General features: G+C 63.5%; 24 protein-coding genes and 1 pseudogene. 18 read left to right on the top strand and 7 right to left on the bottom strand.

The features are described 5' to 3' along the window. Positions 1-67 precede the first annotated feature (67 nt). The 5 genes from lepB to recO all read left to right on the top strand — a co-directional run bounded on the left by lepB (position 68) and on the right by recO (position 4288). Positions 68-817: a signal peptidase I gene (lepB, locus tag X727_RS137135; RefSeq protein WP_023670241.1), complete on the top strand. Its 750-nt coding sequence runs from the start codon at positions 68-70 to the stop codon at positions 815-817. After that, a complete protein-coding gene (rnc, locus tag X727_RS137140) occupies positions 817-1533 on the top strand; it encodes a ribonuclease III (RefSeq protein ID WP_023670242.1) in 717 nt (238 codons plus the stop codon). Before lepB ends, rnc begins: the two co-directional genes overlap by 1 nt. Then, entirely contained in the window at positions 1530-2456 is a 927-nt protein-coding gene (gene era, locus X727_RS137145; protein ID WP_023747463.1) for a GTPase Era, read from the top strand. Before rnc ends, era begins: the two co-directional genes overlap by 4 nt. Positions 2457-2500: 44 nt before the next feature. Next, positions 2501-3394, top strand: a complete 894-nt coding sequence (locus tag X727_RS137150; RefSeq protein WP_023835277.1) for an aminoglycoside phosphotransferase family protein — start codon at positions 2501-2503, stop codon at positions 3392-3394. Between the two features lie 102 nt (positions 3395-3496). Beyond that, positions 3497-4288 (top strand): DNA repair protein RecO, encoded by a 792-nt coding sequence (gene recO / locus X727_RS137155; protein ID WP_023692858.1) that lies wholly within the window; start codon positions 3497-3499, stop codon positions 4286-4288. Between the two features lie 99 nt (positions 4289-4387). On the opposite strand, the gene X727_RS137160 is transcribed toward recO, so the two are convergent. After that, complete coding sequence (locus X727_RS137160; protein WP_023687287.1) at positions 4388-4852, bottom strand: NUDIX domain-containing protein; 465 nt, start codon at positions 4850-4852, stop codon at positions 4388-4390. A 247-nt stretch (positions 4853-5099) separates the two neighbouring features. Here X727_RS137160 and X727_RS137165 point away from each other — a divergent pair, with 247 nt between their 5' ends. The 8 genes from X727_RS137165 (at position 5100) to X727_RS137200 (ending at position 12978) form a co-directional block, all read left to right on the top strand. Next, a complete protein-coding gene (locus tag X727_RS137165; protein WP_023835276.1) occupies positions 5100-7874 on the top strand; it encodes a DUF2339 domain-containing protein in 2775 nt (924 codons plus the stop codon). A 47-nt stretch (positions 7875-7921) separates the two neighbouring features. Beyond that, positions 7922-8164, top strand: coding sequence for a type II toxin-antitoxin system VapB family antitoxin (locus tag X727_RS137170; protein WP_023670248.1), 243 nt, complete (start codon positions 7922-7924; stop codon positions 8162-8164). After that, positions 8164-8580 carry a type II toxin-antitoxin system VapC family toxin gene (locus X727_RS137175; protein WP_023692861.1) on the top strand — a complete coding sequence of 139 codons (417 nt, stop codon included), beginning with the start codon at positions 8164-8166 and terminating at the stop codon, positions 8578-8580. Before X727_RS137170 ends, X727_RS137175 begins: the two co-directional genes overlap by 1 nt. A gap of 162 nt (positions 8581-8742) precedes the next feature. After that, complete coding sequence (locus X727_RS137180) at positions 8743-9261, top strand: sigma-70 family RNA polymerase sigma factor (RefSeq protein ID WP_023743769.1); 519 nt, start codon at positions 8743-8745, stop codon at positions 9259-9261. Beyond that, the gene (locus X727_RS137185; RefSeq protein WP_023687291.1) at positions 9258-10049 is read left to right on the top strand and encodes an anti-sigma factor; all 792 of its coding nucleotides are present in this window, start codon (positions 9258-9260) and stop codon (positions 10047-10049) included. Before X727_RS137180 ends, X727_RS137185 begins: the two co-directional genes overlap by 4 nt. A 159-nt stretch (positions 10050-10208) precedes the next feature. Continuing rightward, positions 10209-11306 (top strand): peptidase C39 family protein, encoded by a 1098-nt coding sequence (locus X727_RS137190; protein ID WP_023692865.1) that lies wholly within the window; start codon positions 10209-10211, stop codon positions 11304-11306. Positions 11307-11311: 5 nt separating this feature from the next. Beyond that, positions 11312-12667, top strand: coding sequence for a RimK family protein (locus X727_RS137195; protein ID WP_023835275.1), 1356 nt, complete (start codon positions 11312-11314; stop codon positions 12665-12667). Positions 12668-12705: 38 nt separating this feature from the next. Next, a complete protein-coding gene (locus X727_RS137200) occupies positions 12706-12978 on the top strand; it encodes a DUF3303 family protein (RefSeq protein ID WP_023670254.1) in 273 nt (90 codons plus the stop codon). Between the two features lie 13 nt (positions 12979-12991). Here X727_RS137200 and X727_RS137205 read toward each other — a convergent pair whose 3' ends face one another. Then, complete coding sequence (locus tag X727_RS137205; RefSeq protein ID WP_023742624.1) at positions 12992-13891, bottom strand: LysR substrate-binding domain-containing protein; 900 nt, start codon at positions 13889-13891, stop codon at positions 12992-12994. 85 nt (positions 13892-13976) lie between these two features. Here X727_RS137205 and X727_RS01000000165170 point away from each other — a divergent pair. After that, positions 13977-14894: pseudogene (locus tag X727_RS01000000165170) on the top strand (fatty acid desaturase family protein). 12 nt (positions 14895-14906) lie between these two features. Here the strand turns inward: X727_RS01000000165170 and X727_RS137210 are convergent. Continuing rightward, positions 14907-16073 (bottom strand): amidohydrolase, encoded by a 1167-nt coding sequence (locus X727_RS137210; protein WP_023835272.1) that lies wholly within the window; start codon positions 16071-16073, stop codon positions 14907-14909. Positions 16074-16164: 91 nt separating this feature from the next. Here X727_RS137210 and X727_RS137215 point away from each other — a divergent pair, with 91 nt between their 5' ends. Then, positions 16165-17013, top strand: coding sequence for an AraC family transcriptional regulator (locus tag X727_RS137215; RefSeq protein WP_027049985.1), 849 nt, complete (start codon positions 16165-16167; stop codon positions 17011-17013). Here the strand turns inward: X727_RS137215 and X727_RS137220 are convergent. From X727_RS137220 to X727_RS137230, 3 genes are all read right to left on the bottom strand, one after another. Continuing rightward, positions 16982-19114, bottom strand: a complete 2133-nt coding sequence (locus X727_RS137220; RefSeq protein ID WP_031204773.1) for an EAL domain-containing protein — start codon at positions 19112-19114, stop codon at positions 16982-16984. The genes X727_RS137215 and X727_RS137220 overlap by 32 nt on opposite strands. A 67-nt stretch (positions 19115-19181) precedes the next feature. Next, positions 19182-19820 carry an HD family hydrolase gene (locus X727_RS137225; protein WP_023687298.1) on the bottom strand — a complete coding sequence of 213 codons (639 nt, stop codon included), beginning with the start codon at positions 19818-19820 and terminating at the stop codon, positions 19182-19184. Then, positions 19820-20680 carry a folate-binding protein YgfZ gene (locus X727_RS137230; protein ID WP_023687299.1) on the bottom strand — a complete coding sequence of 287 codons (861 nt, stop codon included), beginning with the start codon at positions 20678-20680 and terminating at the stop codon, positions 19820-19822. Before X727_RS137230 ends, X727_RS137225 begins: the two co-directional genes overlap by 1 nt. Before the next feature lie 82 nt (positions 20681-20762). On the opposite strand from X727_RS137230, the gene X727_RS137235 reads away from it, so the two are divergent. The 3 genes from X727_RS137235 to X727_RS137245 all read left to right on the top strand — a co-directional run bounded on the left by X727_RS137235 (position 20763) and on the right by X727_RS137245 (position 23167). Next, positions 20763-22094: a dihydroorotase gene (locus X727_RS137235; protein WP_023835270.1), complete on the top strand. Its 1332-nt coding sequence runs from the start codon at positions 20763-20765 to the stop codon at positions 22092-22094. 54 nt (positions 22095-22148) lie between these two features. Beyond that, positions 22149-22376, top strand: coding sequence for a hypothetical protein (locus tag X727_RS137240; RefSeq protein WP_027049982.1), 228 nt, complete (start codon positions 22149-22151; stop codon positions 22374-22376). A 62-nt stretch (positions 22377-22438) separates the two neighbouring features. Then, positions 22439-23167, top strand: coding sequence for a nucleotidyl transferase AbiEii/AbiGii toxin family protein (locus tag X727_RS137245; protein WP_023684480.1), 729 nt, complete (start codon positions 22439-22441; stop codon positions 23165-23167). A gap of 21 nt (positions 23168-23188) precedes the next feature. Here the strand turns inward: X727_RS137245 and X727_RS137250 are convergent, their stop codons facing one another. Next, the gene (locus tag X727_RS137250; protein ID WP_023835269.1) at positions 23189-23992 is read right to left on the bottom strand and encodes a hypothetical protein; all 804 of its coding nucleotides are present in this window, start codon (positions 23990-23992) and stop codon (positions 23189-23191) included. Positions 23993-24038 lie beyond the last annotated feature (46 nt).

The following is a 24038-nucleotide window of genomic DNA, read 5'->3' as shown; positions in this document are numbered from 1 at the left end:
AAGCCGACTTGACGTTGCCCAGCGCGCGCCGAGACTCTATACCATCCAACGCACAATCGAGGACGACATGAGCGTGGCTGAAAAATCCGAGAAGAAATCCGGCGGGCTTGGCGAAATCGTCAGCGTCATCATCCAGGCTTTGCTGCTGGCGATGGTCATCCGCACCTTGCTGTTCCAGCCCTTCTCGATCCCGTCCGGCTCTATGCGGCCGACCTTGCTCGAAGGCGACTATCTGTTCGTCACCAAATGGTCCTATGGCTTCTCGCGTTATTCGCTGCCATTCGGCCCCGACATCTTTTCCGGCCGCATCTGGGGTTCCGATCCGAAGCGCGGCGACGTGGTGGTCTTCAAGTTCCCGCCGGATCCGTCGCTCGACTACATCAAGCGCGTCGTCGGCCTGCCCGGCGACAAGATCCAGATGAAGGACGGCCAATTGTTCATCAACGGCCAGGGCGTGCCTCGTGTGAAAACCGGCCAGATCCAAAATCCTGATATCACGGAAGTGCCTGAGCCGGTCGACGTCTATCGCGAGACCCTGCCCAACGGCGTCAGCTACGACACGCTCGACCTGACACCGAATTCGATCACCGACAACACCCGCGAGTTCGTCGTGCCCCCCGGCAACTATTTCATGATGGGCGACAACCGCGACAACTCCTCCGACAGCCGCCTCAGCGTCGGCTACGTGCCGGCGGAGAACCTTGTCGGCCGCGCCAACATCGTCTTCTTCTCGATCGCCGGGAAGGCGAGCCCGCTCGAGATCTGGAAATGGCCGTCGCTGGTGCGCCTGTCGCGCCTGTTCCATTTCGTGAATTGATGGCTTTGAAGCGCCCGACGGGTGAAACTCTGGCCGATTTGGTGACAGCCAAAACCGGCCATTCCTTCCGGGATGTCCGTTTGCTCGAGACCGCGCTGACCCATTCCAGTGCGGTCAAGGCAAGCAGCAACAACCAGCGCCTCGAATTCCTTGGCGACCGCGTGCTCGGCCTGATCGTTGCCGACCTGCTTTTCGAAAAGTTTCCTGAAGCGCCGGAAGGTGAAATCGCCCCGCGCTTCAATGCCCTGGTCGATGCGCGGACATGCTCCGAGATCGGCATTGAAATGCAGCTCGAAGATCTGGTTCGGGCCGACGCTGCCTTGAAGGCGCGCTCGCGTGGCTCGGGCGGAAACTATCTGGCGGATGCGGTCGAGGCGCTGATCGCGGCGGTCTATATCGACGGCGGCCTCGATGCCGCAAGGCAATTCGTCCTGCGCTACTGGGAGCCGCGCTCGCAAAAGGTGGTGGCCAAGCCGCCCAATCCGAAATCCGACCTGCAGGAATGGCTCGCCAAGACCAGCGATGTCAGGCCCGAATACGCGATCGAGAAACGCGAGGGACCTGAACATCAACCGGTTTTCACGGTGTCCGTGAAGGTCGGCGGGTTTGCGCCGGCAAGCGGCACGGGCGGCTCTCGCCGCGCAGCCGAAGAAGCGGCGGCATCGGCGTTTCTTATGCGCGAGGGCATCTGGGCCAACCAAGGGAGTGCGGCATGACCGGCAGCGAAGATCTCCCTCCGGCAGCGGAGCCCACGCATTCCGGCTTCGTTGCCCTGATTGGGGCGCCCAATGCCGGCAAGTCGACGCTGGTCAACCAACTGGTCGGCGCCAAGGTGTCGATCGTCACCCACAAGGTGCAGACCACCCGCGCCATCGTGCGCGGCATCGCCACGCATGACAACGCGCAGATCGTCTTTGTCGATACGCCCGGCATCTTCAAGCCGAAGCGCCGGCTCGACACCGCGATGGTGACCACCGCCTGGGGTGGCGCCAAGGACGCCGATATCGTGCTGCTGCTGATCGATGCCGAGCGCGGCATCAGGGGTGACGCCGACGCCATCCTCGAGCGGCTGAAGGACGTCCGCCAGCCGATGGTGCTGATCCTCAACAAGGTCGACCGGGTCAAGCACGAGGCGCTGCTGGCCCTGGCTGCGGCAGCAAACGAAAAGGTGCCGTTCAAGCGCACCTTCATGGTCTCGGCGCTGACCGGCTCCGGCTGCAAGGATTTGCTCGACTATCTCGCGCAAGCTCTGCCGGTCGGCCCCTGGTACTATCCGGAAGACCAGATCTCGGACCTGCCGATGCGCCAGCTGGCCGCCGAGATCACCCGCGAGAAGCTGTATCTGCGGCTGCATCAGGAGTTGCCCTATTCCTCGCATATCGAGACCGAGAAATGGGAAGAGAAACCGGACGGCTCGGTGCGCATCGACCAGACCATCTATGTCGAGCGCGACAGCCAGAAGAAGATCGTGCTCGGCCACAAGGGCGAGACCATCCGTGCCATCGGCCAGTCGGCGCGCATGGAAATAGCTGGCATTCTCGAGCAGAAAGTGCACCTGTTCTTGTTCGTCAAAGTGCGTGAAAACTGGGGCGACGACCCCGAGCGCTACCGCGAGATGGGGCTTGAGTTTCCCCATTGAGCTTCATCGTCTGGAAATGCCGCCCGGCAGTTTGAGACGATGACATGCCTGATCCAAAACCGACCATCCATACCGATCTCGTGCGCCGGTTGATCGCCGCGCAATTTCCGCAATGGCGGCATCTGCCGGTGAGGCCGGTGGCGTTTGGCGGCTGGGACAACCGAACCTTCCACCTCGGCAATGATATGACTGTGCGGCTGCCGAGTGCCGCACCATATGCCTTGCAGGTCGAAAAAGAGCACCGCTGGCTGCCCAGGCTGGCGCCGCTTCTGCCGCTGCCGATCCCGGTTCCACTGGCGATGGGCGAGCCTGGGGAGGACTACCCCTGGCAATGGTCCGTCTACCGCTGGATCGACGGCGAAACAGCCAAGACCGCCGAAATCGCCGATCGCCGACAGTTCGCGGTCGATCTGGCCAAGTTCCTCATTGCGCTCCGGCGGATCGATCCGGCGGGCGGGCCGCCCGCGGGCCAGCACAATTTCTTCCGCGGCGGATCGCCAAGCGTGTATGACAACCAGACAAGGGAAGCACTCCAGGCGCTGGAGGGGCAGATCGACACCCAGGCGGCCACCGCTGTCTGGTATGCGGCCCTTGCCGCCACCTGGCAAGGGTCGCCCGTCTGGTTCCACGGAGACGTCGCTTGGGGCAACCTTCTGGTCCAAAACGGCCGTTTGAGCGCCGTCATCGACTTCGGCACCTCCGGGATCGGCGATCCCTCTTGCGACCTGGCGATCGCCTGGACGTTCTTCCAGGGCGAGAGCCGGGAGGCGTTCCGTGCCGCCATCGACGTCGATGAAGCGACCTGGGCGCGCGGCCGCGGCTGGACGCTGTGGAAGGCGCTGATCACCGTTGCCGGACACGACGCCAACCAAGCCGAAGCCGAGCGATCGCGCCGCGTCATCGACGACGTCCTGGCCGATCACCGGAAATTCGCGTGATCGGAGCCTTTTGACGATGTGCGGAGATCCAATGTCAGCACAGATCGCACGCGGTGCGCCAAAATCTTGATTTCGCCATGCAACCGGTGACAAGCTCCTGCCATGGAATGGCGCGACGAGGGAATCATACTCGGCACCCGGAAGCATGGCGAAACCAGCGCCATTCTCGAGGTAATGACGCGTGCGCATGGCCGCCATCTCGGCCTGGTGCGCGGCGGGCGCTCGCGCAAGCAGCAGCCGGTGCTGCAGCCCGGCAACCGGGTCGACCTTTTGTGGCGGGCACGCCTCGACGAGCATCTCGGCACCTTCCAGGCCGAGGCGATCGAGATGAATGCCGCCCGGTTGATGGACAGCGCAGTCGCCGTCTACGGCCTGCAGACCATGGCCGCGCATCTCAGACTCCTGCCCGAGCGCGACGCCCATGGCGGCCTGTATGAGACGCTTGCCGTGATGATCGCCCATCTGGACGATTCGGATGCCGCCGGCGAACTGGTGGCGCGCTTCGAACTGCTCATCCTCGACGAACTCGGCTTCGGCCTCGATCTCAGCCAGTGCGCGGCGACCGGCGCCAGGCAGGATCTGGCCTATGTCTCGCCGAAATCCGGCCGTGCGGTGTCGCGAGCCGCCGGTGCGCCGTGGCGCGACAAGATGCTGGCGCTGCCGGCCTTCCTGCAGCGCGGCTCCGGCTTGCGGGCGGACCACGCGGCACTCGAGGACGCCTTCCATCTGACCGGTTTCTTTTTCACCCGCCATGTCTACGAGCCGCGCGGCATCGAACAGCCCGATGCCCGTGCCGGCTTCCTCGCCGCCTTGCGCAAGCATCATTCGGGCGGCAATGCCGCCACTACGGCAGACGCTGCGCCAGAAAGGGGAGGGAGACTCGGTGGGTGCTGACCTCCGCAACCGTCCAGGTTCACAGCAAAAGCTGCATGCGGCAGCATTCCCTCCCCCTTGTGGGGAGGGTTAGGGTGGGGTACTCGTAGGGCAAGAGCCTCAGCCGGCCTTGCGATGCTCCATGAAATCATCGAGGATGGCGCGCTGACCGCCGAGGATCTTGAGGCTGGCCTCCGCGAAGGAAAACCAGCCGGCCCTGTCGATTTCGGGAAATTCCCTCGTCACGCCTGACCTGGGCGGCCATTCCATCGTGAACATGTTGCTTTTAACGGCATCGGGATCGAAATCGGCTTCGACACTCCAGGCGATGACGATCTTGCCGCCGGCTTGCCGATAGCTGCCGACAGGCTCGAAATCACCCTCGATGCTGACTCCGAGTTCTTCCCCAGCCTCGCGCCGGGCGGCGGCCAACTCATCTTCATTGTCCTCGACGAGGCCCTTGGGGATCGACCAAGCGCCTTCATCCTTCCTTGCCCAGAACGGGCCGCCGGGATGGACGAGCAGAAATTCGAGAATGCCGGCCCTTGTCCGGTGGATCAGCAGCCCTGCACTTCGTTTCGGCATTCGATTTCCCCACAGTTCATCCGAGGATAGCATGGCTCCTGGGCAAGTGGCGGCGGCATGCCATTCCTGGCTATCTCAGATGATGGGTGAGGATAAAGACCGTAGGCCGCTGGAATTTGCCGACGAAACATGCTCGATAACTTCTTTTCGGCCACCATTGCGGTGGCGTGACTTGAATAGCCGTCTGGGGTGGCCGTGTGGCCGCCGCAATTGTCAGTGAAAACTGGCCTGGTTTGGGGGAACCGCGATGTTTGAAAGCCTGATTGGCGCCGTCGTCGTTATCGTGCTTTTTGTCCTCGTCTTGCGCCAGCAGGGCCGCGTCAGTCTGATCGAGCGCGAGCTCGGAGCGCTGCGCAGCCTGGTTCTGTCCGGCGTGCATGCGACACCGCCCGTTGCCAAACCGGTCGAGCAGGCTGCAAGCGCACCGGCGGATGCCGCTCAGGCCACCGCACCAGTTGCCGACATAGCTTCGCCAACAACAGCCGACGCGGCACATGCCCAGGCACCGGCCGCCGAAGCCGATGCGGCCACCAGCGAGGCCGTGCCAGAACTGTCGGCCGCGGCCAGGGCGGCATTCACCGGATCCGCGCCTGCCGCCACGGCGAAGGCAGCCCGCCAGTCAGAGGTCGAAACGGCGCTCGGCACCCGTTGGGCGGTCTGGGTCGGCGGCGTCGCGCTGGCCCTGGGCGGCCTGTTCCTGATCCGCTACACCATCGAGGCCGGCATTTTCGGCCCTGAAGTGCGGCTGTCCCTGGCGGCGCTGCTCGGCCTGGTGCTGATCGGCGGCGGCGAGTTCATCCGCCGCACCGGCTTCAAGGTGCCGGTGCAAGGGGCTGCAGGCGCCTATATTCCGGCGATCCTGACGGCTGCCGGCGCCTTCATCCTGTTCGGTACGGTCTATGCCGCGCATGCCATTTACGGTTTCGTCGGGCCGGCCTTCGCCTTCACCGTGCTCGGCGCCATCGGCGTGGCGACCATTGTCGCCGCCCTCGTCCACGGCCAGGCCCTGGCCGGCATCGGTCTCGTCGGCTCGATGGCGACGCCGGCGCTTGTGTCCTCGCAGGCGCCCAACCCATGGGCGCTGTTCGTCTACCTGGCGATCGTGCTTGCCGCCACAGCCGTGATCGCCCGCATTCGCGACTGGAAATTCCTGATTGCGGCGGCCTTCTTCGGCACCGGCGCCTGGACCATCGTCTACATGATGAGCACGCTAGTCGCCGACCTTGCCGTCATCCTGTTCATCGACGCGGTGACGCTGGCGGTGCTTGCCTTTGTCTGGCTGGGCACACGTGACAGCGAAGCGGAGACGGCGAAGACCGGCTTCGACTGGCCCTCTATCGTGCCAGGCGTTTTCGTTGCGTTTTCAGCGCTAGGCCTGTCCGTCGACACGACGCTGGTCGCCGCCGGTGGCGCCTTGCCGGGCGCCTTCGTCCTCGTCGCCCTTGTCGCCACCGCACTCTACCGGCCGCGCGCGCTGCCGCTGCTGCATGCCGCCGGCGTGGTGAGCGTGATGATCCATCTCGGCATCATTCCGCCCACCACCATCGGCTCCGACATAACCCAGGGGAATATCGGCTTTGACGGCATGCCGGTGGCGGCCGGAAATCCGTTGACGCTGCGCATCGGCATTGCCCTCGGCCTGGTTTTCATCGGCGCCGGCTTCTGGGCCGCACGCCGCTTCGCCGCCTCAGCACGGGTCCGCGCGGCATGCTGGGCGGCATGGGGCGTCGCTGCGCCGCTCCTTATTCTGCTGACGCTGTGGCTCGCCTACGGCAATCTCGACCGCGACCTTGTCTACGCAGCGATAGCTGCCCTTCTGGTTGTTGTCTTCGCTGCCGGTGGCGAATGGATCGCGCGCGCCGAACAGCCGCCGCTCAAGGGCGACATTGCCGTCTCCTTCGCGCTTTGCGGCTCGGCTCTGGCCGGCCTGCTGATGCTGCACATGGCCTTCGGATCCGGCTGGACGACCATTCTTGCCGGCGTTGCCGCCATCGTGCCGGCGCTGGCGACGCGTTGGCGTTCTTATCCCGTGCTGGGCTGGATTTCGGTCGGCGCGGTCGTCGCCGTGCTCGGCCGCGTCGCCTTCGATCCGACCATCGTCGGCGCCGAGTTCCTGACGACGACGCCGGTGTTCAACTGGCTGCTGCCGGGATACGGCGTGCCGGCGCTGGCCTTCGGCTTTGCCGCCTGGCAACTCGCGCGTACCACCCCCGCACTACCAACAACTGGCAATGGCCGGCCGCGCCTAGCGATGGAGGCGGGTGCAGCCCTGTTTGCGCTGCTCACCGTCGCCATGCTGGTGCGCCACGCCATGCATGGCGGCGTCATCGACACCGGCCCGGTGACGCTCGCCGAACAGGCGATCTATACGCTGATCGCCATCGGTGCCGGCGCGATACTGGTGGCCATCGACATGCGCTCGCCAAGCTCTCTGCTGCGCTACGGCTCGATGGCCGCCGGCGTGCTCTCGGTCGCCTTCATCGTCCTCCAGCATTTCCTGGTGCTCAATCCGCTGTTCACCGACGAATCGACCGGCCAGATCCCGGTGTTCAACCTCTTGTTCCTGGCTTACCTGTTGCCGGCCATAGCCGCCGGCGGGCTGGCGCTCTATGCCAGGGACAAGCGGCCGCCATGGTATGCGCAGATGCTGGCGGTAGTGGCGGCATTGCTTGTCTTCGCCTACGCCACACTGTCGGTCAGGCGCGTGTTCAAGGGCGAGTTCATCGGCCTGTGGAGCGGCCTCGGGCAGCTTGAGACCTACACCTATTCGGCGCTCTGGCTGATCATCGGCGTCGTGCTGCTGACCGCCGGCGTCTGGCTGAAGTCGCAGGTGCTGCGCATTGCCTCGGCGGCGCTGATCGCGATTGCCGTGGTAAAAGTCTTCCTGTTCGACATGTCGGAACTGGAAGGCGTGCTCAGGGCGCTGTCCTTCATCGGTCTTGGCGCCGTGCTGATCGGCATCGGCCTGTTCTACCAGCGGCTGCTGACGCGGGCGGCGAGGGAGGCCAACGCTGCAACTTGAAGTGATATACGAGATGGAATATATGAATATCCAACGGAGGATATTCGATGCCGCTCTATATCCGCGACGACGAAGTGGATGCGCTGGCCAGCAGATTGCAACGCGAGACGAACGCTCCGAGCAAAACGGAGGCGGTGCGGGTCGCGCTCGTACACGAACTTGAGCGCAATCGGGCGAAGGTGCCGCTGCGCGATCGGATCGCCAGTCTTCAGGACAGGGCCAGGAAGCTTGGCCTGCCCAATCCCGATTTCGATATGAAGAAGTTCACCGACGAGATGTGGGAAGACTGATGTTTGTCGACGCGTCGGTGATCGTCGCCATTCTCAACCAGGAACCTGGGTGGGAGGAATTGCTGAAGCAGCTATCCGGTTTTTCCGGGCAGGTCTGGGTTTCTCCGTTGGTTCACTTCGAAGCAACACAGGCATTGGCAAGGGCCGGCGCCGGCCCGCGCAGACCCAGCGCTGAAGCCCTTCTCCATGCCCGCGATCTGATCGATGAGTTCATTGTGGAGATCATGGGAGAGAGTCTGGCCATTGACGACAACATCGGCTCTCGGGCCATTGACGCGAGCGCCCGTTACGGCAAAGCCGTTGGCCACAAGGCGGATCTGAATCTCGGGGACTGTTTTGCTTACGCCTGCGCGAAAAGCCGCGATCTTCCACTGCTGTACAAAGGCCATGATTTCGCACTGACCGATTTAGGATAATTCGGCCCTTTTGTTGATTGCGGGGAATAATTTAGCCGATCAACTCGTTATCTCACTGCTTGGGTTACCGGGGCGGCAGACCGCTTCGCGCTGGCCGCTTGCGCCGCGCCGGGAAGGCGCGTTCAATCGGGTTAAACAAGGGCGACCTCAGAACCAGCGGTCATGGACGAAAAGAAGGCAGCAATCCTTGGCGAAATACCGCGCCTGCGCCGCTACGCACGCTCGCTTCTGCGCGACCGCGAATCCGCTGACGATCTCGTCCAGGATTGCCTCGAACGAGCGCTCTTGCGGCTTGAAAGCTGGCAGACGGGAGAAAGCCCCCGGAGGTGGCTGTTTACGATCATGCATCATTTGTTCATCGATCAGATGCGCAAGGTGAACCGGCGCGGTGAGGCAGCGATCCTGCCGCTTGACGCAAACGAGGCGCAGGCAGTCCCCGCCGAACAGGCGGAGAACGCCGCCTCGCGCGAGATCATCGACGCATTGCACGCGATCAGCCCCGACCGTCGCGCCGCTCTCGTCATGGTCGCCATCGAAGGGTTTTCCTATGCCGAAGCCGCCAACATTCTCGGCGTGCCCGCCGGCACGCTGATGTCGCGCATAGCGCGCGGACGCGAGGAGCTGCGCAGCCTGCTCGATGACACGGCGCGCCGCCGCTCGATAAGGATCGTCGAGAAATGACCCGCCGCGATTTTTCCGAACGCGATATCCACATGGCTCTCGACGGCGAGCTGCCGGGCGACGAGCGCGCCGCCTACGACGCCTGGATCGACGCCAATCCCGAAATGAAGGCGAAAAGCGCCCGCTACACCGCCGACCGCGCCGCGTTGCGCGCCGCCTTTGCCGGTGTGCTCGACGAGCCCGTGCCGGTGCTGTTCAAGCAGATCGTTAGCGGTGAAGGCGCGACCAAAGCGGCGGCGCGGCAGTCGCGCTGGTGGCTTGCGGCCGCGGCGGCCGCAGTGCTCGTCATCGGCGGTCTTGGCGGCTATTTTGCCGGCATCGACGGCATCGGCAGGGAAGATGGCGCCGATGACCAACTGGCCGAAGAGGCGATCGCCGCCCATGTCATCTATGCCGCCGAACAGCGCCATGCGGTGGAAGTGCCGGCAAGCGACAAGGATCACCTGCAGACCTGGCTGTCCAACCGCGTCGGCCTGAAACTGGTGGCGCCGGATCTGGTGGCGGAAGGCTTCCAGCTGGTTGGCGGCCGGCTGCTGCCCGCCGGCCAGGGCAAGGCAGCGATGCTGCTTTACGAGGACGCCAAGGGTCAGCGCATCTCCTTGTTCGTTACCGCTGATTCCTCAGCCAAGTCCAAGGGCACCTACATGGCGGACGCCGACGGCCCCGAGGCGGTCTACTGGCTGGACAAGGGCTATGCCTGCGCCGTCGTCGGCTCGCTGCCGCGCGAGCAACTGGCTGCGGTCGCCAAGCGGGCCTACGGTCAGCTTCTGGCTGGTATCGCCAGTTAAGCGCATTCCGTTTCGGGAATGCGCCGGGGTAGAAAGTGTCACAATTCGGCCCTATTCGAAGTGCGATAGCGCTTGATGGATATCGGCGTTTCGGCTGATGTTTGCGACGTTTTTGACTGCGGTCTTTTCCTCCACCCAATCGAGGTTTTCCAAACCCGCATGCCTGCCGAGATTCGCAAGGCCCGCGCGTCCGACGTCGATGACCTCGCCGCCATCGAGAAGGCGGTTTTTTCCAGTGACCGCATTTCCCGGCGCTCCTTCCGCCTGTTGATCGAACGCGAGACAGCCGAGATGCTGGTCGCCGAAAGCGATGGCCGTGTCGCCGGCTACGCCATCGTGCTGTTTCGCAAGGGCAGCGGCGTCGCCCGGCTCTATTCGCTTGCCACCAGCCCGTTTTTCAGCGGCCGCGGCATTGGCCGCATGCTGCTTGCAGCGGCCGAAGAAGCTGCCTTCGAGCACGACCGCATGATGTTGCGCCTCGAAGTGCGCGAGGACAATCTTCGCGCCATCGGCATCTATGAGCAGAGCGGCTACCGCAAGATCGGTCGCGAGCCCCACTATTACGAGGATGGCGCCACCGCGCTGCGCTACGAAAAGACCTTGCGCGGCGATATTCCGGTCGCCACCAAAGTCCCGTTCTACCAGCAGACCTGCGAGTTCACCTGCGGTCCATGCTGCCTGATGATGGCGATGGCCAATTTCGATTCCGGCTTCGTGCCCGATCCGGTCATGGAAATCCGCCTATGGCGCGAGGCAACGACCGTGTTCATGATGTCCGGCCCGGGCGGCTGCGAGCCCTTCGGCCTTGCGGTTTCCGGCTACGAAAGCGGGCTTGCGGCGGAAATCTTCGTGTCCTTCTATGGCGCGCTGTTCTTGCAATCGGTGCGCAGCGACGACAAGCGCCGGGTGATGGAACTTGCCCAGGTGGACTTTCGCCGCCGCGCGGAACTTTACGGCATCCCGGTGAATTACCGTCCGTTCACCATCGACGATATCCGCGGCGCCCTGGCTCAGGGAAAACTGGTGCTGGTGCTGATCAGCGGCTTCCTGATGTTCGGCAAGAAGGTGCCGCATTGGGTGCTGGCTATCGGCGACGATGGCGACCACATCCTGATCCACGATCCCTGGGTCGAGGACGAAAGACAGGAGACCATCCTCGATGCCGCCAACATTCCCGTGCCGCACGGCATCTTCATGAACATGGCGCAATTCGGCCGCGACGGACTGCGTGCTGCCATCACTCTTGGGAAACGCTGATAACAATGACCTGGGTCATCCTCACCGGCCGTCAGAACGATCTCGACCCGGCGGCGACGCCGCACAAGATCATCACCAACCGTGACTATCTTGCGCATCCGGCGCTGTTTCGCGGCCAGCAGCCGAAGGTCATCAACCTGTCGAACAATTACGCCTACCAGAGCCGCGGCTATTATGCCTCTCTGCTCGCCGGTTCGCGCGGCCACAAGGTCATCCCGACGGTCGAGACGATGATCGACCTGTCCGAGCGCAAGCTCTACGAGCACGCGCTGCCGGAACTGGAGCTGGCGCTCAACAAATGTCGCAAGGATCTCGGTGGCGTATTCCCGCAAAAAATCTGCATCTTCTTCGGCATCGGACCGTCGAAGGTCTGGGACCGCTTCGCCAAGCTGTTGTTCGACTGGTTCCGCGCTCCGGCGCTTGAGGTTCACATCAAGGACAGCGCCGAATGGGCTTCGATCCGCAAGATCGGCTTCCTGCCGCTGGCCAGGATGGCCGAGGAGGAAGAAGNCCTACACGACGCTCTTCCGATCTCGCTGCGTTACTGGGCCAAGATCGCCGAAAAGATGGGCGTCGAAATCGAGCCGATCACCAGGAAGGACCTGGCCAAGCTCGCCAATTACGACGCGCTGTTCATCCGCGAGACCACCTCGATCTCAAACCACACCTACCGCTTCGCGCGCCGCGCCCAGCAGGAAGGCATGCCGGTGATCGACGACCCGCTGTCGATGATCCGCTGCACCAACAAGGTCTATCTCAACGAACTGATGGCCTACAACAAGGTGCCGGTGCCGCCGACGGTGATGATAGCCGGCACCTCGGACCTCGAACTGGCGGCGCAGACGCTGGGCTTTCCGCTGGTGCTGAAGATCCCGGATTCATCGTTCTCGCGCGGCGTCAAGAAATGCGGCAACTTCGAAGAACTGAAGACGCTCGCCACCGAGTGGCTGGAGGATTCCGATCTCCTGATCGCGCAGAAATTCATCCCGACCGAATATGACTGGCGCGTCGGCGTGCTCGGTGGGCAGCCGCTGTTTGCCGTGCATTATCTGATGGCGAAAAAACACTGGCAGATCGTCAACCACAAGGCCAGCGGCAAGCCCGACCAGGGCGGCATCAAGACCTTCACGCTGAAAGAGACGCCGCCGCATGTCGTCGACACCGCGGTGAAGGCGGCGCGCTGCATCGGCGACGGGCTTTACGGCGTCGATCTCAAGGAAACCAAGGATGGCGTCTTCGTCATCGAGGTCAACGACAACCCGAACCTCGACCATGGCTGGGAGGATTCCGGCGAAAAGGACGAAGTCTGGGTGCGGCTGACGCAATGGTTCCTGGAGCGGCTGGACCGTCCCGGGCGTTAGTTTGCGGTCCCGGGCGGTAATTCAACCGAGGGGGAAAAATGCAGTTCATCGTCATCGAGGATTTCACCGGCTGCGACCGCAAGGAGATCTACCGCCGTTTCGGCGAGCGCGGCAGATTGAAGCCGGACGCGCTTGTCGTGCACCACTCCTGGATCGCGGCTGATATGAGCCGCTGCTTCCTGCTGGTCGAGGCCGATGACGTCACGCTGCTGCAGCGCTGGGTCATCGAATGGTCTGACCTGGTGGAGTTCGAGATCATTCCCGTGGCGACGAACAAGGACATGGTCGCCGCACTGGCCGGCCATCTCTGAGCAGTTCGGTCCATCAGCCGAGCACCGGCGAACCCACCGACCGCCGGCATTCCTCAATCAGCCAATTGCGAAACGCCGCCACCAGGTCGCGCCTTGCACTGCGTTCCGGGATCGTCAGGCAATATGGCTGACGCAGCGCGATCGATAGGGCATTCGCCCGGACCAAACGGCCGTCTTCCAGCGCCCCGGCGCAATAAATGCCTTGCGCCAGCGCCACGCCCAGCCCTGAAATGGCAAGGTCGAGCGCTGCCCGCGACGAGTTCGCCGACAGGCCGCGCTGCACTGCGCGGCCGGGCTCTATGCGCGCCGCCTCGAACCAGGTGCGCCAAGACGGAAACGACGCGCCGGTCGGTCCCCAGTCGGTGTGAATCAGTGGCAGGCCGGCGAGGCTGTCGGTTTTGGCGGTGAGTTCTGGCGCGCAGACGGGGTAGACGGCGTCCCTGACGATCTCCTCGGTCGGGTGTTCACGATAGTGCGGGCCGAAGGACAGCCGGATGTCGATCAGTTCGCGGTCGAACGGCACCGGATCGTCATCGCCGCGCAGGGATATGTCGACGGCGCCGTGGCTGGCGACAAAGCCGGCGAGGCGTTCGGAAAGCCAGCCCATCGCCATGGACGGCGGCACCGATACGACAAGCCGCGGGCGGAAGGCATCGCTGCCCTGCGCGATGCTGCCGATCTCTCGAAAAGCCAGGGTCAGCCGGGGCAGCATCTCGACGCCGGCTTCCGTCAGCACCACGCGGCGGTTGACGCGATGGAACAGTTTTCGACCCATCTGCTCCTCGACGGTGCGAATGAGCTGGCTGACCGCGGCCGCCGAGATCGAGAGCTCATCCGCCGCTGCGGCGAAACTCCCCGAGCGCGCCGCCGCCTCGAAGGCTTGAAGTCCTCTCAGGGAAGGAAGCGCGGTCATGGGCTATCCGATAGGTAAGGTAAGCTTATCTATGTCGCAGAAATCCTCGTTTTTCGAAAGCTTTCTTATCGAGTATCTTGGCGCCATGACCGTGTCGGCCCAGTTTGAACCCAGAGACCATCGCGACGTCGTCGCGTCTCTGACCAATGAGCAGCGCAGCCGCCTGACCGGCAAGTCGGACGGGCCGGGTCTGGTCCAACTCGCCTTCCATCTCGGCGCGATTGTGGCTATCGGCGGGCTGATTGCGGCCAAGGTGCCGTACTGGCCGCTGTTGATGTTGCCGCAAGGCATTCTCATCGTCTTCCTGTTCACGCTGCTGCATGAGACGGTGCACAGGACGGCGTTCGAGACGCAGTGGCTCAACGATGCCGCCGCAAGGGTCTGCAGCCTGGCGATCGCGCTGCCCGCCGACTGGTTTCGCTATTTCCACTTCGGCCATCACCGTTTCACCTAGGATCCCGAGAACGATCCGGAACTCGCCTTCCCGAAACCGGAGACGATGCGGCAATACATCGTCCACGTCTCGGGCCTGCCGGTGTGGTGGGGGCATTTGCAGACACTCTACACCAACGCGATTGGCGGCTGCCACGACAGCTACGTCCCGCCGAAAGGCCTGCCCAAGGTGCGCACTGAAGCCCGCGCCATGATCGCTTTCTATGTCGTGGTCGCCGCGCTAGCCCTGTGGTTCGAGGCAAGTGTACTGCTCTATGTCTGGATCGTGCCGGCGCTGCTCGGCCAGCCCTTCCTCAGGCTCTATCTGCTGGCCGAGCATGGCCGCTGCCCGCTTGTCGCCAACATGCTGGAAAACACCCGCACCACGCTGACCAACTGGCTGGTGCGCAAAGTCGCCTGGAACATGCCGTATCACGCCGAGCACCACGCCTATCCCGGCGTGCCCTTCCATCAGCTGCCGGCCTTCCACCAGCTGATCGAGCGCCATCTCAAAGTCGTCGAACCCGGCTATGTCAGCTTCCACGAGAAATACGTCGAGACCTTGCGCTGAGGCGCTCGGCCGTCAGCGTAGCGTCTGCTCAACGAGCGTGACGAAATAGCGGAGCACGGTGGGGACGATGGCGTCGTTGAAGACATAGCGATCGCCGTGCAGCCCTTCGCCCAGTCTGACCGCTCCTGCGCCGACCCAGGCATAGCACCCGCCGGCTTCGCGGACCATGTAGGCAAAATCCTCGCAGCCGAGGCTCGGGTTGAATGCGGTCTCGACCTGCTCGCGGCCGACAACCGCGGTTGCCGCCTGGACGGCCCGGTCAGTGGCAGCCGACGTGTTGACCAGCGGCGGGTAGCCTTTCTTGTAGGCGAGCTTGGCGGTGAGTGCATGCGCCGAGGCAATGCCTTGCGCGATGTCGCCGATCAGCCTTTCGCAATGGTCCGACAAAGTGGGCTCGAAGAAGCGGCAGGTTCCCTGCAGGCAGACCTTGCCCGGCACGATGTTGCCGACGTTGCCGCCATGGATCTGCGTGATCGAGACGACCAGCGCCCCCTGCGGGTCGACCGAACGGCTGACGATGCGCTGAACGGCTTGAACGAAGGCGCCGGCCGCAAGCACGGGGTCGTCGCCAAGCTGCGGCATGGCGGCATGTGCGCCGGTCCCTTCGAAGGTCAGTTCGAAAGTGTCGACGGCCGCCATCATCGCCCCGGCACGGGCCGCGATCTTTCCGAGCGGCAGCCCCGGCCAGTTGTGGACGGCGTAGACGGCTTCCACGGGGAAGCGCTCGAACAGTCCGTCCTCGATCATCCGCATGGCGCCGCCTTCATTTTCTTCCGCCGGCTGGAAGATGAAACAGACGGTGCCGTCGAAGGCACTGTTGTCGGCGAGCAGCTTGGCGGCGCCGAGCAGCATCGCGATGTGCCCGTCGTGGCCGCAGGCATGCATCACGCCGTCTTTTTTCGACGCGTGGGGCAGTCCGGTCTTCTCCAGCACGGGCAAGGCATCGAGTTCGGCGCGAAGCCCGATGGCGCGCACGCCTGGTCGTCCTCTGAGGACGCCAACCACGCCGGTGCCGCCTATGCCTTCATGAACCTCGTCAAGCCCGAAGGTGCGCAGCTTGTCGGCGACGAAGCGCGCGGTCTCATACTCTTGGAAACCGAGTTCGGGGTTGGCGTGGATGTGATGCCGCCATTCCACCACCTGCGGGGTGAGGGCGGCGATGGGGTCGTTGTGCAGCATTGCGCTCTCCTTGCCGGCTATCGTAAATTCGGCCTTGTCGATGCCAGCACGTAAAGGATTTGCGCCGGCAGCGTCTTGAACAGGATTGACCGTGTCTGGAATTCAACAGCCTCAGGAGACGACGCAGTTCTGGCGTCATCCGCGCTTTCGCGATCTTGGCATGCTCAAGGCGCGCTTCACGCGGCATCGCTACCAGCTGCACACGCACCCGACCTATGTCGTCGCCCTGATCACGCAAGGGTGCGAGCGGGTCCGCATCGGCAACGAGACTGTCCTCGCGCCGTCGGGCACGGTTCTGCTCGTCAATCCGGAGATATGGCATGACGGCGAGGCGGGTGCCGACCAGGGTTGGGCTTACCGCACCTTCTATCCGTCGGCCTCGCTCATGGGTGCGATCGCGGACGAACTCGGGCAGGATCGCCCGCCGTTGTTTTCGCAAGCGATCGTCGATGATGCCGATCTCGTCCAGGCAGTAGGCGTCGCGCACTTGGCTTCGACATCGGGTGATGCCACGAGCGCCGAAACATCCATGCTGATCGCCTTGCGCAAGCTCATCCTGCGCCATGGCGATTGGGGCGGCCGGCGGCGCGAGGCGGTCGAAAGCTTCGGATCGAAAAGCCGGCTCCGGGTCTATGAACAGGTCATCGAAGACCATCTGAACTCGGACCTCGATTTGCAGCGGCTCGCTGAAGCCGCAGGCGTGACGCGCTTTCAAGTTATCCGCGATTTCAGGAAAGTGCTGGGTCTCACCCCTGCTGCCTTCATCCGTGACCGCAGGCTGCGCCGTGCCGATCTGCTGATCCGGCAAGGTTCAGATCTCGCCGGTGCCGCCTTTGCGGCCGGCTTCTCCGACCAAAGCCATCTCTCGCGCACCTTCCGCGCCGCGCATGGAATGACGCCGGGGATGTTCAGGCGCGCCGGGACGCTGCCCTCGTCTTGAGAAGTCGAGCCATGTCGGCGGCCTTTGACGGCATGCCGATCAGAAAGCCCTGCGCCTCGACGCAGCCAGCCTTGCGCAATATGTCGAGCTGCGCTTCGGTCTCGACGCCTTCGGCGGTGACAGTGATGCCAAGTTCGGCACCAAGCCCGATGATCGTGCGCACGATCGCCGCCGTGTCCTTGTTGTCGATATCGTGGATGAAGGAGCGGTCGATCTTGATCTTGTCGACGCGAAAACGCCTGAGATAGCCGAGCGACGAATAGCCGGTGCCGAAATCGTCGAGCGCGATGCGGATACCGAGTTCGCGCAGCTGTCTCAGCGTCTTCAGCACCGTCTCGCTCTCATCCATCAGCACGGTCTCGGTGATTTCCAGTTCGAGCCGGCTGGCCGGCACGCCGGAAACGGCCAGCGCCGAAATCACGCTGCGGGCAAAGTCGGCGCTTCTGATCTGCACTGCCGAGACATTGACGGCGATGCGCATTCCAGGCGGCCAGCCGGCGGCCACGCTGCAGGCCTGTTTCAGCGCCCATTCGCCCAGCGGAACGATCAGCCCGCTGTCTTCGGCGGCTGCGATGAAATCGTCGGGCGCCACCAGGCCGCGCGTCGGTGAATTCCACCGCATCAACGCTTCGGCGCCGACGATCTTGCCCGACGCGATGTTGGTGATCGGCTGGAACTCCAGCACGAACTCCCGCCGCTTCAGTGCCGTCTCGAGATCGGTTTCGAGCGCCAGGCGCGCCCGCACCAAGGCATCCATGCCGGGCTCGAAAAAGCGGTAGACGTTGCGGCCTTCGCTCTTGCCGCTGTAAAGCGCCATGTCGGCGTTCTTCAAAAGCGTGTCGGCGTCCTTGCCGTCACCGGGATACAGCGCGATGCCAAGGCTGATGCCGACATGCATGTCGCGGCCCTTGTCGCGAAACGGCTGGCTGACGACAGCGACGATGCGTTTTGCCAGTTGTTCCGCATCGGTGGCGCCTTTGGGATTGAACTGCAGGATGGCGAACTCGTCGCCACCGAGGCGGGCGACCACATCGGTGTCGCTGCGCAGGCTGTGCCGCAACCGCTCCGCCACGCATTTCAGCAGCCAGTCACCGGCAGGGTGTCCCCAGGTGTCGTTGACGGCCTTGAAGCGATCGAGGTCGAGCGAGAAGATCGCCAACGGTGTATCGCCGGCCATCGCCTGGTCGAGCCGTTCGCGAAACATCGAGCGGTTGGGCAGGTCGGTCAGCGTGTCGTAATGGGCAAGGTGGCTCATGCGCTCTTCGGCGCGCCGGCGCTCGGTGATGTCTTCGAAGGTCGCCACCCAGCCGCCACCGGCAAGCGGCCGGCGCGCAACCAGCAGCGTTCGGCCATCGGCAAGGCTGCGGTCTGTCGAACGCTCCTCACCGGCCTGCAGGCTGGCTCTGGTGTTGGCGATCTCGCCGTCAATGTCCATCGACGGATAGATGCGCAGTCGCACCATCTGTTCGAGCAGGGCGCGCTGGCTCATGCCGAGCGGGAAGTCGTCAGGCGTGACCTTGTAGAGGTCGAGGAAGCGCTGGTTGCGCACGATCAGCGTGCCTTCGGCGTCGTACATCAACAGGCCTTGCGACATGTTGGCGAGCGCCGCATCGAAGCGGCGGTGCTGCTCCTTCAGTTCCTGCTCGGCCCGCCTTTGCTCCGTAATGTCCTCATAGATCGACACCCAGCCGCCTGAGGCCAGCGGCCGGTGCGTGATGGAAACGATACGTCCGTCCGACAGTATTTCCTCGTAGGTCGAGGCTTGCGCGCGCTCGATATAGGGCTTGCGGATGGCATACAGGTCTTCGGCGCTCTGTGAGGCGACACCGATGTCGACGCTGTGCTTTAGAATGTCCAGGAACGCGATGCCGGGCCGCACGATCTTCGCGTCGAGGGAGAAGATGCTGATATAGTTGCCGTTGCAGATGATCATCCGCTCGTCGGCGTCGAACATGCACAGCCCATGCGACATATTCTCGACGGCCGCGGAAAAGCGCTCGTTCTGGTGGCGCAGTTCGTCGGCGATCTGCCGTGGCGCGGCCACGCCTCCGGCTCCCCGTCTGCGGACGGGCGAACCACCCTTGACGTGCGCAACGGACATGAGGCGTGCCTGCTGACCGTGATCGAAACCCGGTACTGTGGTTACCGCTGGTTAATTTAGCGTATGTTCACTGCGCCGAATGCACGGCAACCGTTGCCTGGCGTTGCTTTTCAAGCCTGGCGTAGCGTTTGAGGAAGGCAGCTTGCGCGGAGGTCACCGAGTGCGGCGTAAAGTCGAAGCGGTCGGCATTGAAGCCGCGCGGCCGGCCGAAGAACTCGGTTGCTTCTGCGGTCGAGAAACCGGCAAGCAGCGTCGCCTCGTAATAGGCGGCGATCTGGTCGGCGCGCTTGATCTCCTTGCGCAAGCCGACGCCGAGTTCGGGCGGCAGCGAAAAGCGCTGATGGATGGCGCGCTGGAGACGCAGCTCACACTCCTTGTAGGAGCCGCCCATTACCGATTTGAACGGCGAGATCATGTCGCCGATGACATATTCCGGCGCGTCATGCAGCAGTGCTGCCAGCCGCGCATTGGCCGAGGCGTCCGGCTGCAACTCGCTGAACAGCGCCTCGACCAGCAGGGAATGCTGGGCGACCGAAAAGGCGTGATCGCCGCGGGTCTGCCCGTTCCAGCGGGCAACGCGGGCAAGCCCGTGGGCGATGTCTGAGATTTCGATGTCGAGCGGCGAGGGATCGAGCAGGTCGAGCCGCCGCCCCGACAGCATGCGCTGCCACGCGCGCGGTGGCGCTCCGACGCGATCGGCAGCCATCAGGCGTCCTCCGCGCCGATGGCTTCCCTGGGAAAGCTGAACTTCGCCCAGGACGGGATGGCGAGCGAGACGGTGACATCACCGGCCAGTACCGGCTGGCCAGCGTCGAGCGCCGCCTTGACCCGGTCGATGCGGGCAATGGCGAGTCCGGCCGTGCCCGCGCTGGAACCGAGCGTGCCGACCGGCCGCCCCGCAACCGTCAGCTCCGAGCCCGGCGCGGGCAAGGCATGGTCGGCCGAAACGATCAGCACGCGCCGCCTGGCGGTGCCGCGATGCTGCATGCGCGAGACCACTTCCTGGCCGACATAGCAGCCTTTCTTGAAGCCGACACCGCCGGTCTCGTCGAGCAGCACGTCGTGAGGGAAGGCATCGCCGAGCTGATAATCGGGACCGCTTTCGGCAATGCCATTGGCGATGCGGAGCGTCTGCCATGCAGCCGGATCGCCACCTACGGATGCGCCGCCATAGGAACGGCTCACAACCACATCGCGGAAGCGGGCATCGGCAAGTGTCGTTGAATCAGAAGGTGAGGCGCTTGAATCATCGCCCCACGCAACCGTCACAAGCACTTGATCCTGCTTCGCGATCTCGGCCTTGGCGCGCAGCTTGTAAAGCATCAGCCGGCGCAGGAAGTCGTCTGCGACGTCGGCACGGCAATCCAGCCGGAATCCGTCCTCGCCGCTACGCGAGATCAGGAAATCAAACAGGATCTTGCCTTGCGGCGAAAGCAGCGCACCGGGTTTTGCCGCACCGGCGCCCAGCGTGTCGAGGTCGGTGGTGAGGATGTTCTGCAAAAAATGCTCGGCATCCGGGCCTGACACAGAAATGAGAGCGCGGTCTTTGAGCAGGGCAAAAGGCATGGGCGGCAAAGAACCTGATCTTGCAAAACGGTCGGCCTTTACGTAAGCCGACGATACTCCCCCCGCAAGAGACCGAACGCCTATGGCCACCACCTACGACCTCATCCTGACAGGCGGCACGGTGGTCAACCATGATGGCGAGGGCGCGCGCGATGTCGGCGTCAAGGGTGGTCGCATCGTCGCAATGGGCGATCTTCGCCAAGCTTCGGCCGGCGAAGCGATCGACTGTCGCGGGCTGCACGTCCTGCCCGGCGTCGTTGACAGCCAGGTGCATTTTCGCGAGCCGGGGCTGGAGCACAAGGAAGATCTGGAGACGGGCTCGCGCGCGGCTGTGCTGGGCGGGGTCACCGCCGTCTTCGAAATGCCCAACACCAATCCGCTGACCACCAGCGAGGCGGCGCTTGCCGACAAGGTGCGCCGCGCCACCAGCCGGATGCATTGCGACTTCGCCTTCTGGGTTGGCGGCACGCGCGAGAATGCCGATGATGTCGGTGAGCTCGAGCGGCTGCCGGGTGCTGCCGGGATAAAGGTGTTCATGGGCTCGTCCACCGGCGACCTGCTAGTCGAGGACGACGAGGGTGTCGCATCGATCCTGCGCAACACCCGCCGCCGAGCCGCCTTTCACTCGGAGGACGAGTTCCGGCTGCGCGAGCGCCTCGGCTTGCGCGTCGAGGGCGACCCGTCCTCACACCCCGTCTGGCGCGACGAGATCGCGGCCTTGCGCTGCACCGAGCGGCTGGTGCGCATCGCGCGCAGCACCCGCGCCCGCATCCATGTCCTGCACATCTCCACTGCCGAAGAGATCGTGTTCCTCGAACAGCACAAGGATGTCGCCACCTGCGAGGCGACGCCGCACCATTTGACGCTCACCGCCGACGACTATGCGCGGCTGGGCACGCTGATCCAGATGAATCCGCCGGTTCGCGCGGCCCGCCATCGCGACGGCGTCTGGCACGGCATTGCGCAAGGCATTGTCGATGTGCTCGGCTCCGACCACGCCCCCCACACGCTGGCCGAAAAGGCAAAGCCCTATCCGGCCTCACCGTCTGGCATGACCGGGGTGCAGACGCTGGTGCCGATCATGCTCGACCACGTCAATTCAGGCCGGCTGACCCTGCAGCGCTTCGTCGACCTCTCCAGCCATGGCCCACAGCGCATCTTCGGCATGGCCCGGAAAGGCCGTATCGCCGCAGGCTATGACGCCGATTTCACCGTTGTCGACATGAAGTGCCGCGAGACCATCACCAATGCGCAGGCCGGCTCCAAGGCCGGCTGGACGCCCTATGACGGCAAGGAAGTCACCGGCTGGCCGGTCGGCACGATCGTGCGCGGTCGTCGCGTGATGTGGGAAGGCGAGATCGTCACGCCAGGACAGGGCAGGCCGGTGGAGTTTTCCGAGGCGCTGCCGGCTTAGCGGTTTCTTGCTGCGTTGGATTTTTTAAGCGCTATCCACTACGTTAAGGGCACTATGAACGCAGATATCGCGCCCATGATCGTCCCTGCGGAGTTTCCGGAGCTCCAGGCGCTCGCCTGGAACCGCGATGCGGCACGCCCGATTCCGGCCGAAGAGGCATTTGCGCTGTATGAGCGTAATTGGCGGTTTGTCGATCAAAAGCGTCTTACTGTGCGTGAGAAGATGCTTATCCAAAGTTTGGCAGACAAATTCGGTCACGGCGTGCTCTTGACCGCCGGCTGATTTCCCTCACCTGATCGTTCCTCGCAGCCGGAATATCAACAGGACACACCGCGAGCGTCATGATGGAATTCAAGAGGCCCGAGCACCAGATCATTGCCGAAGCGCTCGGGTTGATGGATCGCCATTTCCTGACCGCAAACCAGTGCTGGTTCGGCGGTGGCACTGCGATCGTTATGAAATTCGGGGAATATCGCCGCTCACTGGATGTGGACTTCCTGTGTGCCGACAGTGATGGCTATCGCGAATTGCGGACCTCCGCAGCCGAACGTGGCGTCAGAGCATTCTTTCCTGAGCCGGTCGAGGCTGTTCGGGACTTCCAGATCGATCAATATGGCTTGCGGACGATCGTGCGGTTGAAAGGCCAAACGATCAAGTTTGAAGTCATCCGCGAAGGCCGCATAAAACTGCGAGGCCATTTCGACGACGATCTGAATGTATCCGCCCTGGTCCCGGCGGATATGTTTGCCGAGAAGTTGCTGGCGAACGCGGATCGATGTCAGGACCGTGCAATTGCATATCGCGATGCCATCGATCTTGGAGTGCTGGTTGGCATCTATAAGGAAATCCCGAGCGACGCTGTTGGCAAGGCGAAGGCGGCCTATGGCGTGGATATCGAGCGCAAGGTGGCTTGGGTGGTAAACAGGCTGCGGGACAAGGAAGAATTGCGGCATGCCGCCGAGGTGCTGCAAATGGATCCCAACGCGGCGGTCGAAGCGATTTCGGCCCTTCGAAATGAAGGTATCCGCATATGGCCTGACACAGGCCTCGAGCTTTCTAGCCCTAGCCAGTAGCCATCCCAGGGGAATCGCCGTTCAATCCCCGGCGACGAAAAACGTCCACTGCCCGGTGGGCGTAATGCCGACGCGGTAGAAGATGTAGGCTCCGAACTGCTTCATGTCGTCATAGTCGCCGGCGGTGACGATCTTGAACAGTTCGACCCGCTGCCTGGCGTTGAGCTTGTCCAGCGGCAGGGCGAAGAAATATGGCCAGACATAGAGTTCCTGCGGTGTGCCGACGTCTACATGGACATAGCCGGCATTGAGCACCTCTTCCAGGATAGCGAGGATTTCCTGACCTTCCTTGTCGCCCGATAGCCCTTTCAGGAAGGCGATCGGGTCGCCCTCGATTTCGCCCAGCGACAATTGGGTCATGGTGTCGCCCTTGCCGATCAGCGGCCGCAGCTTCTCGATGTCGCCGCTGACGCAGGCCTCGACCATCAGATCGCGCATGCGCCTGACGGGCTCGGGCAATTTGGAAAGGTCATAGACGGCTTCGGGCACCGGCGCTTCTGGATCGGCACGCGGGTTGGCCACGCCGCCATCGTTGGCGGGGGCTTCCGGTTGGCTTTGTTCGGGCTCCGTGGGCGATTTCGGCTGGCTGGCGGCCGGTGGCGCCGTGCGGGGCAGATCGGGCATTGGCACTGAATTTTCAGACGGCGCCGTCTCACCATTGGCTGGTGGCCCGGCAGGAGCTGGAAGCTCCTCGCGCTTGATCTCGCTCAGCGCATAGGCAGGGTTGCTGGTCAGGACAAGCGCCAGCGGAACCGCGGCGCAGGAAGCGGCAAGCCAGATGCTGAGGACCACGCCGCGAGGCCGGCCTGACATCGAAAAATTCACCGCTTGCCTCTCCTCGGGCCTAGGCTCTTCAGGCATGATGCCCAAA

Source organism: Mesorhizobium sp. L103C105A0 (genome assembly GCF_000502215.1).
GTDB lineage: Bacteria > Pseudomonadota > Alphaproteobacteria > Rhizobiales > Rhizobiaceae > Mesorhizobium.
The sequence above is the reverse complement of the archived record's forward strand: the minus strand, read 5'-3'. Positions and strand labels throughout refer to the sequence as shown.

Coding starts and splice junctions, on each gene's coding strand:
- rnc (WP_023670242.1), top strand. CDS start 817: ATGGCTTTGAAGCGCCCGACGGGTGAAACTCTGGCCGATTTGGTGACA.
- X727_RS137180 (WP_023743769.1), top strand. CDS start 8,743: ATGGACGAAAAGAAGGCAGCAATCCTTGGCGAAATACCGCGCCTGCGC.
- X727_RS137150 (WP_023835277.1), top strand. CDS start 2,501: ATGCCTGATCCAAAACCGACCATCCATACCGATCTCGTGCGCCGGTTG.
- X727_RS137165 (WP_023835276.1), top strand. CDS start 5,100: ATGTTTGAAAGCCTGATTGGCGCCGTCGTCGTTATCGTGCTTTTTGTC.
- X727_RS137190 (WP_023692865.1), top strand. CDS start 10,209: ATGCCTGCCGAGATTCGCAAGGCCCGCGCGTCCGACGTCGATGACCTC.
- X727_RS137235 (WP_023835270.1), top strand. CDS start 20,763: ATGGCCACCACCTACGACCTCATCCTGACAGGCGGCACGGTGGTCAAC.
- X727_RS137175 (WP_023692861.1), top strand. CDS start 8,164: ATGTTTGTCGACGCGTCGGTGATCGTCGCCATTCTCAACCAGGAACCT.
- X727_RS137160 (WP_023687287.1), bottom strand. CDS start 4,852: ATGCCGAAACGAAGTGCAGGGCTGCTGATCCACCGGACAAGGGCCGGC.
- X727_RS137200 (WP_023670254.1), top strand. CDS start 12,706: ATGCAGTTCATCGTCATCGAGGATTTCACCGGCTGCGACCGCAAGGAG.
- X727_RS137185 (WP_023687291.1), top strand. CDS start 9,258: ATGACCCGCCGCGATTTTTCCGAACGCGATATCCACATGGCTCTCGAC.
- lepB (WP_023670241.1), top strand. CDS start 68: ATGAGCGTGGCTGAAAAATCCGAGAAGAAATCCGGCGGGCTTGGCGAA.
- recO (WP_023692858.1), top strand. CDS start 3,497: ATGGAATGGCGCGACGAGGGAATCATACTCGGCACCCGGAAGCATGGC.
- X727_RS137230 (WP_023687299.1), bottom strand. CDS start 20,680: ATGCCTTTTGCCCTGCTCAAAGACCGCGCTCTCATTTCTGTGTCAGGC.
- X727_RS137245 (WP_023684480.1), top strand. CDS start 22,439: ATGGAATTCAAGAGGCCCGAGCACCAGATCATTGCCGAAGCGCTCGGG.
- X727_RS137225 (WP_023687298.1), bottom strand. CDS start 19,820: ATGGCTGCCGATCGCGTCGGAGCGCCACCGCGCGCGTGGCAGCGCATG.
- era (WP_023747463.1), top strand. CDS start 1,530: ATGACCGGCAGCGAAGATCTCCCTCCGGCAGCGGAGCCCACGCATTCC.
- X727_RS137220 (WP_031204773.1), bottom strand. CDS start 19,114: ATGTCCGTTGCGCACGTCAAGGGTGGTTCGCCCGTCCGCAGACGGGGA.
- X727_RS137170 (WP_023670248.1), top strand. CDS start 7,922: ATGCCGCTCTATATCCGCGACGACGAAGTGGATGCGCTGGCCAGCAGA.
- X727_RS137205 (WP_023742624.1), bottom strand. CDS start 13,891: ATGACCGCGCTTCCTTCCCTGAGAGGACTTCAAGCCTTCGAGGCGGCG.
- X727_RS137210 (WP_023835272.1), bottom strand. CDS start 16,073: ATGCTGCACAACGACCCCATCGCCGCCCTCACCCCGCAGGTGGTGGAA.
- X727_RS137240 (WP_027049982.1), top strand. CDS start 22,149: ATGAACGCAGATATCGCGCCCATGATCGTCCCTGCGGAGTTTCCGGAG.